The organism is Amycolatopsis sp. NPDC023774 (assembly GCF_040639695.1).
GTDB lineage: Bacteria > Actinomycetota > Actinomycetes > Mycobacteriales > Pseudonocardiaceae > Amycolatopsis.
On the sequence record NZ_JBFAAJ010000036.1, the window covers coordinates 53607 to 65334 of the forward strand.

The window sequence follows — 11728 nt, forward strand, 5'->3', positions numbered from 1 at the left end:
CCGAGGAACACCAGGCGAAATTGAACTCGGGCGCCCGGGTTCGAAACCCAGGCGCCCGAGCTTCGGGAGCTACGTCAGTGGCCGAAGGCCGAGCGGGCGGCGAGGTCCGCGAGGAGGGCGCGGCCCTTTTCGGCGTTGCGGGGCTGCGACAGGACGTCGTAGCGCTGGGCGACGAGCTGGCTTTGCGAGACGAAGCCGCGCTTGTTGCGGTTGGACGCGTAGCCCAGGGCGCCGAACAGCAGGTTGAAGGCGACGCCCGCGACGAGGCCGATGACGATGGACAGCAGGCCCGCGGCGGGGTTGAGCAGGCTGAGCACCAGGCCGAGGAACAGGCCGAACACCGCGCCCGACATGGCGGCGCTGCTGAGCATCTTGCCCCAGCTCATGCGGCCCGCGATGCGCTCGACGAGCATCGGCTGGATGCCGACGATGGTGACGTCGCTGATCGGGAAGTCGGTACCCGCGAGGTGGTCGACGGCCTTCTGTGCCTGCTCGTAGGACTCGTAGGAGCCGATCGGCCAGCCTGTGGGCATGGTCGGGAGCTGCGGCCGCGCCTGCTGCCGGCTGATCGTGGACTGCGTGAATGCTTCTGTCATCCCTCTCACCTCTCTTGTCCCGTTCAACGCCCGAGACGGCGCGTTTGGTCCCGCACCCCCACGATTCACAGATTCTTCTCAGCCGGGCAAGCCGGACATACGAGGCTCTTACGCGGTGCTTACTCAAAGGGTTCTGAGAATACCTTTGACCGGATTGACCCCGCGAGCACCGGCCGGTAGGAAGAACCCGCAAAGGATCCCATTCAAACCTTTGGGGCGGTGCCATGGTTGGCAGGCGAGGGTTGCTCACGCTCGACGCGCTCCGGGAGCAGGTCGCGGCGGGCACGATCGACACGGTGCTGGTCGCGATCACCGACATGCAGGGCCGGCTCCAGGGCAAACGCTGCTCGGCCGAGTACTTCCTGGAAGAGGTCGTGGGCCACGCCACCGAGGCGTGCAACTACCTGCTGGCAGTCGACGTCGACATGAACACCGTGGACGGCTACGCGATCTCCTCGTGGGACGCGGGCTACGGCGACTTCGTGCTGCGCCCCGACTTCACCACCCTTCGCCTCGTCCCGTGGCAGAAGGGCACGGCGCTGGTACTCGCGGACGTCGAGCGCGTGGACGGCGGCGGCCCCGTCGCGGTGTCGCCGCGGCAGGTGCTGCGTCGGCAGCTGGAACGGCTGGCCGACAAGAAGCTGCAGGCGTTCGCCGGCACCGAGCTCGAGTTCATTGTGTTCGACGACAGCTACGAAGCCGCGTGGGAGAAGCGTTACCAGGGCATCAAGCCGTCGAACCAGTACAACGTGGACTACTCGATGCTCGGCACCGCGCGCGTCGAGCCCCTGCTGCGCCGCATCCGCAACGAGATGGCGGGCGCCGGCCTGTACCCGGAGTCGGCCAAGGGCGAGTGCAACCCCGGCCAGCACGAGATCGCGTTCCGCTACGCCGAGGCGCTCACCACGTGCGACAACCACAGCGTCTACAAGAACGGCGCCAAGGAGATCGCCGCGCAGGAGGGCAAGAGCCTCACGTTCATGGCGAAGTACAACGAACGCGAGGGCAACTCCTGCCACATCCACCTCAGCCTGCGCGGCACGGACGGCAGTGCGGTCCTGCCCGGCGACGGCGACCACGGCTTCTCGCCGCTCATGGAGCACTTCCTCGCCGGCCAGCTGGCCGCGTTGCGTGAGCTGACCTACTTCTTCGCGCCGAACATCAACTCCTACAAACGGTTCGTGTGCGGCAGTTTCGCGCCGACGGCCGTCGCGTGGGGCACCGACAACCGCACGTGCGCGATGCGTGTGGTGGGCCACGGCGATTCGCTGCGCGTGGAGAACCGCGTGCCGGGCGGGGACGTGAACCCGTACCTCGCCGTCGCCGCGCTGATCGCCGCCGGCCTCCACGGCATCGAGAACGAGCTGCCGCTGGAGCCGGAGTTCACGGGCAACGCGTACGGCTCCGACAAGCCGACCGTGCCCACCACTTTGGGTGAGGCCGCGGACGTGCTGGCGGGCAGCCGCCTCGCGCGGGAGGCCTTCGGCGACGATGTGGTGGACCACTACCTCAACGCCGCCCGCGTGGAGCGGGACGCGTTCGAGAAGGCCGTGACCGATTGGGAGCTCATCCGTGGCTTCGAACGTCTCTGACCGGAAACCCGTCATCGGGCTGACCACCTACGTCGAGCAGGCCAAGTTCCTCGCATGGGACACGGAAGCCACGCTGCTGCACCGGGTTTACTCCGACTGCGTCGTGGCCGCCGGTGGGATCCCGGTGCTGCTGCCGCCGTTGACGGACGCGTACGCGAGCCTCGTCGACCGCGTGGACGGGCTCGTGCTCACCGGTGGCGCGGACGTCGAACCGGAAAAGTACGGCGCCGAACCGCACCCGGCCACGTACACGCGCCCGGACCGCGACGCCTTCGAATTCGGCCTGTTCGAGGCGGCGCGCGAGGCACGCAAGCCCGTGCTCGGCGTGTGCCGCGGGCTGCAGGTGATCAGCGTCGCCCTCGGCGGCACGCTCACCCAGCACCTGCCCGAATCCCTCGGCGACACGGCGCACCAGCCCGCGCCTGCGACGTTCGGCACCAGCAGCATCGCCCTCGTCGACGGCACGCGCGCCGCCGCGTTGCTCGGGCCCGAGACGAAGGGCCACTGCTACCACCACCAGGCCGTCGACCGGCTCGGCGACGGCCTCATCGCGTCCGGGCACGCCGCCGACGGCACCGTCGAGGCGGCCGAGCTGCCCGGCGACGAATTCGTGCTCGGTGTGCAGTGGCACCCCGAGCACGACACCCAGGACGTCCGCCTGTTCCGGGCCCTGGTCCAAGCCGCAGTCCGAGCAGCAGAGGAGCGCAAGTGACCCAGACGTTCGACGTGATCAACCCCGCCACCGAGCAGGTGGTGCGGTCGGTCACGCTCACGAGCGCCGAGGAGACCGACGCGGCGATCGCCCGCGCCCACGCCGCGTTCCCCGCGTGGCGCGCCGTCGCGCCCGGCGATCGCGCGCGGCTGCTGCGCCGCTTCGCCGACGCCGTCGAGGCCGACCTCGAGAACCTCGCGCGTCTCGAGGTGAACAACTCCGGCCACACCATCGGCAACGCGCGATGGGAAGCGGGGAACGTCCGCGACGTCCTGAACTACTACTCCGCGGCGCCGGAACGTCTGATCGGGCAACAGATCCCGGTGCCGGGCGGGGTGAACGTGACCTTCCACGAGCCGCTCGGCGTGGTCGGCGTGATCGTGCCGTGGAACTTCCCGATGCCCATCGCGGGGTGGGGTTGCGCGCCGGCGCTCGCGGCCGGCAACACCGTGGTGCTCAAGCCCGCGGAGCTCACGCCGCTCACCGCGATGCGCCTCGGCGAGCTCGCGCGCGAGGCCGGCCTCCCCGAGGACGTGTTCCAGGTCCTGCCGGGCAAGGGTTCGGTGGTGGGGCAGCGGTTCGTGGACCACTCGCTGGTGCGCAAGGTCGTCTTCACCGGCTCTACCGAGGTCGGCAAGCAGATCATGGCCGGCTGTGCCGCGCAGGTGAAGCGCGTGACGCTGGAACTGGGCGGCAAGAACGCCAACGTCGTGTTCGCCGACGCCGACCTGGAGAAGGCCGCCGCGACGGCGCCGTACGGCGTGTTCGACAACGCCGGCCAGGATTGCTGCGCGCGTTCGCTGATCCTGGTGCAGCGCAGCGCCCACGAGCGGTTCATGGAGCTGCTGGAGCCGGCCGTGCGGGGCGTAGTCGTCGGCGATCCCGGCGACGACGGCACGGAGATGGGCCCGCTGATCTCCGCGGCGCACCGCGCGAAGGTGTCGTCGTATGTCACTGACGCGACCCCTGTTGCGTTTCGCGGCAGTGCGCCCGAAGGGCCGGGTTACTGGTTCGCGCCCACCGTCGTCACGCCGGCGAGCCTGGCCGACCCGCTGGCCGCCGACGAGATCTTCGGCCCGGTCGTGGCCGTGGTGCCGTTCGACGACGAGGCCGATGCCATCCGCATGGCCAACCACACTGACTACGGCCTCTCCGGGTCGATCTGGACGCGCGACGTCGGGCGAGCCTTCCGCGTCGCGCGCGGGGTGGAGTCGGGGAACCTTTCGGTGAACTCGCACTCGTCGGTGCGGTACTGGACGCCGTTCGGCGGGTTCAAGCAGTCGGGCCTCGGCCGCGAGCTGGGCCCCGACGCGCCGACGGCCTTCACCGAGACGAAGAACGTTTTCCTGAGCACGGAGGACTGACAGAGATGGTGCAGCGTTTAGAGGGCCGCGTCGCCGTGATCACGGGCGGGGCCAGCGGCATCGGCCTCGCCTCGGCGCGCCGGCTGGCGAGCGAGGGCGCGAAGGTCGTGATCGGCGACCTCACGCCCGAGCAGGGCAAGGCCGCGGCCGAGGAGGTCGGGGGCCTGTTCGTGCAGGCCGACGTGACCGATCCGGAGCAGGTGGACGCCCTGTTCCAGACGGCCGTGGCCCAGTTCGGCGCGGTCGACGTGGCGTTCAACAACGCCGGCATCTCGCCGCCCGAGGACGACTCCATCCTCACCACGGACTTCGAGGCGTGGGAGCGCGTGCAGCGCGTGAACCTCACCTCGGTGTACCTCTGCTGCAAGGCCGCGCTGCCGCACATGCAGCGCCAGGGCAAGGGCTCGATCATCAACACGGCGTCGTTCGTGGCCGTGATGGGCGCGGCGACCTCGCAGATCTCCTACACCGCGTCGAAGGGTGGGGTGCTCGCGATGAGCCGGGAGCTGGGTGTGCAGTTCGCGCGGGAGAACATCCGTGTCAACGCGCTGTGCCCGGGGCCGGTGAACACGCCGCTGCTGAAGGAGCTCTTCGCGAAGGACCCGGAACGCGCGGCGCGTCGGCTGGTGCACGTGCCCGTCGGCCGGTTCGCCGAGCCGGAGGAGATCGCGGCCGCGGTGGCCTTCCTGGCCAGCGACGACGCCAGCTTCATCACGGCTTCGCAGTTCCTCGTGGACGGTGGCATCTCAGGCGCGTACGTCACTCCGCTGTAGACAGACGCACCTGACGGACATTTTCAACGCTGAACGACGTCACCGGGACGGGTTGATCTTCCGCCTGTTCCGGTGGCGACGCCCCCCGTCCGGTTTCGCGGTGGGTAGACCGGAACGGTGGCGACCGGCCCGGTCGCCCGGTCCGGGAGGGTGCCATGCCGATCCGCGAAGCGTCTCCGATGCTGCAGGAGGTCGCCGACCTCTGCGAACTGTGCCGGGTGCGGTGCGAACGAGTGTTCACGTGGCCGGCCGAGCCCGGCACTGAGCTCGCCACGATGGGACCGGTCATGCTCGCGGCGGCGTCGATGTCGCGCCTGTGCGCCGACACCCTGGACTGGTGTTCGGGCATGGCCGCCGAGGTCGCGATGGTGCGCATGTCCGTGAGGGCGATGTGCGGCGAGGCTGCGCGGCTGCTGTCGCTGTGCGCGCAGTCCTGTCTTGGGACCGACGACGAGGAGCTGCGCGACCTCGCCGTGCTGCTCACGCGCTGTGCCGACCTGTGCGCGTTGCTGGCCGGTCCGCCGAAGATCACGAAGGTCCCCGTGACGCTCCCCGCGCAGACTCGGAACCTGCGCACCTTCAGCCGCGGCTCGGCGGGTGTGGCGTGAACCGTCCGAGGTAGACTGGTTTGCAAAGCGGCAGGTACGGTGGCCGCGAGCACACAGCTGCACACCCAACTCAACAGCATCCAATTCAATACCGGGCCGTTCGAGCAGGAGCGGGAGAGCCCCCATGAGACCGGTGGGGCACCGAAGGAGCAAACTCCCCGGAATCTCTCAGGTACCCACTACCGCTTCGCGCGAGGCCACTCTGGAAAGCAGGCGCACCCGCGCCTCACCCAAGGTGAAAGCCGCGCTGCGCGGTGAAACTCTCAGGTGCCCATGACAGAGGGGGAGTTCCCAGCGCACCGCTGCGCCCGGTGCCCGGCCCGAGGAGCTCCCATCACCTCCACACCGTTCGACGCCCGCCACATCGGCCCCGCCGAGGCCGAGCGGGCCAAGATGCTCGCCGAATGCGGTCACGGAAGCCTGGACGCCCTCGTGGAGGCGGCCGTCCCTTCCGCCATCCGCACCACCCGTGACCTGAACCTGCCCGCGGCCGCTTCCGAAGAGGAAGCGACCGCCGAGCTGCGCGCGCTCGCGGCGCTCAACCGCCCGATGACGCAGATGATCGGCCTCGGTTACTCCGACACCGTCACGCCGGGCGTGATCCGCCGCAACGTGCTCGAGAACCCCGCGTGGTACACCGCCTACACGCCGTACCAGCCGGAGATCTCGCAGGGCCGGCTCGAAGCGCTGCTGAACTTCCAGACGATGGTCGCCGACCTCACCGGCCTGACCATCGCCAACGCGTCGATGCTCGACGAGTCGACGGCCGTCGCCGAGGCGATGACGCTGATGCGGCGCTCATCGAAGTCGAAGTCCAACGTGATCGTGCTCGACGCCGAGTGTCTGCCGCAGACGATCGCGGTCGTGCGCACGCGCGCCGCGGCGCTGGGCATCGACGTGCAGGTGCGCGACCTGCTCACCGGGCTGCCGGAGGAGTTCTTCGGCGTCGTCGTGCAGTACCCCGGCGCGTCGGGCGTGCTGCGGGGCCGCGGTTTCTACCACGCCATCTCCGAAGCCGCGAAGGCCGCGGGCGCCCTGTACACGGTGGCCGCCGACCTGCTCGCCCTCACGCTGATCACCTCGCCGGGTGAGTTCGGCGCGGACGTCGCCGCGGGTTCGACGCAGCGCTTCGGTGTGCCGCTGGGCTACGGCGGTCCGCACGCCGGGTACCTGGCCGTGCGTGCCGGGCTCGAGCGTTCGCTGCCGGGCCGGCTGGTGGGCGTGTCCGTGGACGCCGACGGGAACATGGCGTACCGGCTCGCGCTGCAGACTCGTGAGCAGCACATTCGCCGCGAGAAGGCGACGTCGAACATCTGCACCGCGCAGGTGCTGCCGGCCGTGCTGGCCGCGATGTACGCCGTGTACCACGGCCCGGACGGCCTGAAGGCCATCGCGACCCGCGTGCACGAACTGGCGGCGGGCTTCGCCGCGGCGCTGCGCGACGGTGGTGTGGAGGTCGTGCACGAATCGTTCTTCGACACGGTCGTCGCGCACGTTCCCGGCCGCGCCGCCGAGATCCACGCGGCCGCTCGCGAGGCGGGCATCAACCTCGGGCACGTCGACGCCGACCACGTGCGCGTGGCCTGTGACGAGGTCACCCGGCCCGACATCCTCGCGCAGGTGCTGCGCGCGTTCGGCGTGGACGCCGAGTGGGCCATCGCCACCGCGCTGCCGAGCGACATCGTGCGCGAGAGCGGCTTCATGGCCCACGAGGTGTTCAGCACGCACCGCTCCGAGACGTCGATGCTGCGCTACCTGCGCAAGCTCGCCGACCTGGACTACGCGCTCGACCGCGGCATGATCCCGCTGGGCTCGTGCACGATGAAGCTCAACGCCACCACCGAGATGGAGCCGATCAGCTGGCGCGAGTTCGCGGGCATCCACCCGTTCGCGCCGGCCGAGGACGCCGAGGGCTACCACCGGCTCGTGGCGCAGCTCTCGGGCTGGCTCGCCGAAGTGACCGGCTACGACGAGGTTTCGCTGCAGCCCAACGCCGGCAGCCAGGGGGAGCTCGCCGGTCTGCTCGCCATCCGCGGCTACCACCACGCCAACGGCCAGCCAGAGCGCGACGTCTGCCTGATCCCGTCGTCCGCGCACGGCACCAACGCGGCGTCGGCGGTGCTCGCCGGCATGCGCGTCGTCGTGGTGAAGTGCACCGACGAGGGCAACGTCGACCTCGAAGACCTGCAGGCCAAGGTGGATGCGAACCGCGAGACGCTTGCGGCGATCATGGTCACCTACCCATCCACGCACGGCGTGTACGAGCACGGCATCGAGCGGCTCGCCAAGATCGTGCATGACGGCGGTGGCCAGGTGTACGTCGACGGCGCGAACCTCAACGCGTTGCTGGGCCTGGCGAAGCCGGGCGAGTTCGGCGGCGACGTGTCGCACCTGAACCTGCACAAGACGTTCTGCATCCCCCACGGCGGTGGCGGCCCCGGCGTCGGGCCGGTCGCGGTGCGCGCGCACCTCGCGCCCTACCTGCCGAACCACCCGCTGCTCGATGCCGCGGGCCCCGCCACCGGCGTCGGCCCGATCAGCGGCGCGCCCTACGGCTCGGCGTCGATTCTGCCGATCTCGTGGGCGTACGTGCGCATGATGGGCGCGCCCGGCCTCACGGCGGCCACGAAGGTCGCGGTCCTCGCCGCCAACTACGTCGCCGCCCGCCTGTCGCCGCACTACCCGGTGCTCTACACCGGGCAGGACGGCCTGGTCGCGCACGAGTGCATCCTCGACCTGCGCGGCATCACCAAGGACACCGGCGTGACCGTCGACGACGTCGCGAAGCGGCTCATCGACTACGGCTTCCACGCGCCGACGATGTCGTTCCCGGTCGCGGGCACGCTCATGGTGGAGCCCACCGAGAGCGAGGACCTCGGCGAGATCGACCGCTTCTGCGACGCGATGATCGCCATCCGGCACGAGATCGACCAGGTCGCTTCCGGGCGCTGGACCGCGGAGACGAGCCCGCTGCGCGCGGCTCCGCACACGGCGGAGACGCTGGTGGGCGAGTGGACGGCGGACTACGACCGTGAGCTGGCGGTGTACCCGGCGGGTGTGTCGCGCAAGAACAAGTACTGGCCGCCGGTGCGGCGGATCGACGGGGCGCGCGGAGACCGCAACCTCGTCTGCTCCTGCCCGCCGCTCAACGCGTACGAAGGCTGAGCACCCGTGGTTGAAACAAACGCAGCGAAAGCGACTTCCCTGCACGGGGTCCACAAGGGACTGGGTGCGCTGTTCACCGACTTCGCGGGCTGGTCGATGCCGGTCCGCTACGCCAGTGAGCTGGCCGAGCACAAGGCCGTGCGCGAGGCGGCCGGGCTGTTCGACCTGTCGCACATGGCCGAGATCCACGTCCGCGGCGCGCAGGCCGCGGATGTGCTCGACTACGCGCTGGTTGGCAACCTGACCGGCGTGAAGCCGGGCCGCGCCCGTTACACGATGATCTGCGACGCCGACGGCGGCGTGCTCGACGACCTGGTCGTCTACCGGCTCGCCGACGAGGAGTACCTGGTCGTCGCCAACGCCGGCAACGCCGACGTGGTCGCCGAAGCGCTGGCCGAACGCGCGGCGGGGTTCGACGCCGTGGTGGAGAACCGGTCCGCGGACACGGCGCTGATCGCCGTGCAGGGCCCGCGTGCGGTCGACGTGCTGGCCGCGGTGACCGACGCGGACCTGGGCGCGCTGAAGTACTACGCGAGCGTGCCCGTGGTGGTGAAGGGGCACGAGGTGCTCCTGGCCCGCACCGGCTACACGGGTGAGGACGGCTTCGAGCTGTTCGTGCCCGCCGCCGAGGCGCCCGCGTTGTGGCGCATCCTGACCGAGGCCGGCGAGCCGCACGGGCTCGTGCCGTGCGGGCTGGCGTGCCGCGACACGCTGCGGCTCGAGGCGGGGATGCCGTTGTACGGCAACGAGCTCACGCGGGAGCTCAATCCGTTCGCCGCCGGTCTGGGGCGCGTGGTGAAGTTCGAGAAGCCGGGTGACTTCGTGGGCCGGGCCGCGCTGGAGGAGCTGGCGAAGGCCGATGTTCCGCGCGTGCGGGTCGGGCTGCGGGCCACCGGTCGCCGGGCGCCGCGGCACGGTTACGCCGTGCTTTCCGGCGACGCGTCGGCGGGCCCCCAGAACATCGGCACTGTGACCAGTGGTGCGCTGTCGCCGACGCTGGGTTACCCGATCGCCATGGCGTACGTCGATCGGGCGTACGCAGAGCCTGGTACGAAGCTTTCCGTCGACATCAGGGGCAGGATCGAGCCCGTCGAGGTCGTCGCCCTGCCCTTCTACTCCCGAGCCTAAAGGACCCAGATTCCGTGAGCATCCCCCAGAACCTGTCCTACACCAAAGAACACGAGTGGCTGTCCGTCGTGGACGGGGTCGCGACCGTGGGCATCACCGCCTTCGCCGCCGAGTCGCTCGGTGACATCGTGTTCGTGCAGCTGCCCGCCGTGGGCGGCACGGTGACCGCGGGCGAGGTGTTCGGCGAGGTCGAGTCGACGAAGTCCGTGAGCGAGCTGTACTCGCCGGTGAGCGGCGAGGTCGTCGAGGTGAACGAGACCACATCGGACACCCCCGAGATCGTGAACTCCGACCCGTACACCGAAGGATGGCTCCTGAAAGTGCGGCTCACGGGCGACGTCCCGGAGCTGCTCGACGCCGCCGCGTACGCCGCGCTCACCCAGGAGAACTGATGGCTGGTCTCGAAACCCGCACGTTCGACGCTCATCTGCCCGATGTGGACCCGGAGGTCGCCGCGGCCGTGGCGGCGGAGCTCGACCGCCAGCAGTCGACGCTGGAGATGATCGCGTCGGAGAACTTCGCGCCCGTGGGTGTGCTCGAGGCGCAGGGTTCGGTGCTGACCAACAAGTACGCGGAGGGCTACCCCGGCCGCCGCTACTACGGTGGCTGCGAGTACGTCGACGTGGTCGAGCAGCTGGCCATTGACCGGGCGAAGGCGCTGTTCGGCGCCGAGCACGCGAACGTGCAGCCGCACTCCGGCGCGCAGGCCAACGCGGCGGCGATGTTCGCCGTGCTGAAGCCGGGCGACACGATCCTCGGCCTCGACCTGGCCCACGGCGGCCACCTGACGCACGGGATGAAGATCAACTTCTCCGGCAAGCTCTACAACGTCGTGGCCTACCACGTCGACAAAGAGACCGGGATCGTCGACGTCGCCGAGATCGAGCGGCTGGCCCTGGAGCACAAGCCGAAGCTGATCATCGCGGGCTGGTCGGCCTACCCGCGTCAGCTCGACTTCGCGGAGTTCCGCCGGATCGCGGACTTGGTCGACGCTCGCCTGATGGTGGACATGGCCCACTTCGCGGGCCTGGTGGCCGCGGGGCTGCACCCGTCGCCGGTGCCCCACGCGGACATCGTCACCACGACCACGCACAAGACGCTGGGCGGCCCGCGCGGCGGCCTGATCCTGTGCCGTGAGGAGCTGGCCAAGAAGATCAACTCGGCGGTGTTCCCCGGTCAGCAGGGCGGGCCGCTGGAGCACGTGATCGCGGCCAAAGCCGTGGCGTTGAAGATCGCGGCGAGCGACGAGTTCCGCGAGCGTCAGGAGCGCACGCTCGAAGGCTCGCGGATCCTGGCCGACCGGCTGTCGCGTTCGGACTGCGCCGAAGCGGGCGTGCGCGTGCTGACCGGTGGCACCGACGTGCACCTGGTGCTCGTGGACCTCGTGCAGTCCGCTTTGGACGGTCAGCAGGCCGAGGACCGGCTGCACTCCGTGGGGATCACGGTGAACCGCAATGCGGTGCCGTTCGACCCGCGGCCGCCGATGGTCACCTCCGGCCTGCGCATCGGCACGCCGGCGCTGGCCACGCGCGGGTTCGGCGCGGAGGACTTCGCCGAGGTCGCCGACGTGATCGCCGAGGCTTTGAAGCCCGATTTCGACGAGCCCGCGGCGCAGACGCTGCGCGGGCGCGTGGAGCTGCTGGCGAAGAAGCACCCGCTGTACTCGGACCTGTCGCGATGAGCGCGCAGCCCGAGGGGCGGAAGTTGCTGCGGCTTGAGGTCCGCAACAGCGAGACGCCTATTGAGAAGAAGCCGTCGTGGATCAGGACGAAGGTGCGGATGGGGCCGGA

At 70.0% G+C, this 11728-nt stretch carries 10 protein-coding genes, 1 pseudogene and 1 riboswitch; of the genes and pseudogenes, 10 read left to right on the forward strand and 1 reads right to left on the reverse strand.

The features are described 5' to 3' along the window. Positions 1–74: 74 nt before the first annotated feature. Positions 75–596: a general stress protein gene (locus tag AB0F91_RS40680; RefSeq protein ID WP_360606755.1), complete on the reverse strand. Its 522-nt coding sequence runs from the start codon at positions 594–596 to the stop codon at positions 75–77. A gap of 224 nt (positions 597–820) precedes the next feature. Here AB0F91_RS40680 and AB0F91_RS40685 point away from each other — a divergent pair, with 224 nt between their 5' ends. From AB0F91_RS40685 to AB0F91_RS40730, 10 genes and pseudogenes are all read left to right on the forward strand, one after another. Beyond that, entirely contained in the window at positions 821–2188 is a 1368-nt protein-coding gene (locus AB0F91_RS40685) for a glutamine synthetase family protein (RefSeq protein ID WP_360606757.1), read from the forward strand. After that, entirely contained in the window at positions 2169–2900 is a 732-nt protein-coding gene (locus AB0F91_RS40690) for a gamma-glutamyl-gamma-aminobutyrate hydrolase family protein (protein WP_360606759.1), read from the forward strand. The genes AB0F91_RS40685 and AB0F91_RS40690 overlap by 20 nt, the downstream gene beginning before the upstream one ends. Next, positions 2897–4264: an aldehyde dehydrogenase family protein gene (locus tag AB0F91_RS40695; RefSeq protein WP_360606761.1), complete on the forward strand. Its 1368-nt coding sequence runs from the start codon at positions 2897–2899 to the stop codon at positions 4262–4264. Before AB0F91_RS40690 ends, AB0F91_RS40695 begins: the two co-directional genes overlap by 4 nt. Before the next feature lie 5 nt (positions 4265–4269). Beyond that, complete coding sequence (locus AB0F91_RS40700; RefSeq protein ID WP_360606763.1) at positions 4270–5037, forward strand: 3-oxoacyl-ACP reductase; 768 nt, start codon at positions 4270–4272, stop codon at positions 5035–5037. Positions 5038–5192: 155 nt separating this feature from the next. Then, positions 5193–5645: a hypothetical protein gene (locus AB0F91_RS40705; protein ID WP_360606765.1), complete on the forward strand. Its 453-nt coding sequence runs from the start codon at positions 5193–5195 to the stop codon at positions 5643–5645. 101 nt (positions 5646–5746) lie between these two features. Then, a riboswitch (glycine riboswitch) is annotated at positions 5747–5840 on the forward strand. A gap of 78 nt (positions 5841–5918) precedes the next feature. After that, entirely contained in the window at positions 5919–8810 is a 2892-nt protein-coding gene (gcvP, locus tag AB0F91_RS40710; RefSeq protein WP_360606767.1) for an aminomethyl-transferring glycine dehydrogenase, read from the forward strand. A gap of 6 nt (positions 8811–8816) precedes the next feature. Beyond that, positions 8817–9938 carry a glycine cleavage system aminomethyltransferase GcvT gene (gene gcvT / locus AB0F91_RS40715; RefSeq protein ID WP_360606769.1) on the forward strand — a complete coding sequence of 374 codons (1122 nt, stop codon included), beginning with the start codon at positions 8817–8819 and terminating at the stop codon, positions 9936–9938. Between the two features lie 14 nt (positions 9939–9952). Continuing rightward, positions 9953–10330, forward strand: coding sequence for a glycine cleavage system protein GcvH (gcvH, locus tag AB0F91_RS40720; protein ID WP_360606771.1), 378 nt, complete (start codon positions 9953–9955; stop codon positions 10328–10330). Then, positions 10330–11619, forward strand: coding sequence for a serine hydroxymethyltransferase (glyA, locus tag AB0F91_RS40725; protein ID WP_360606773.1), 1290 nt, complete (start codon positions 10330–10332; stop codon positions 11617–11619). The genes gcvH and glyA overlap by 1 nt, the downstream gene beginning before the upstream one ends. After that, positions 11616–11728, forward strand: a pseudogene (locus AB0F91_RS40730) (lipoyl synthase); the annotation flags it as partial. The gene glyA and the pseudogene AB0F91_RS40730, both read left to right, overlap by 4 nt.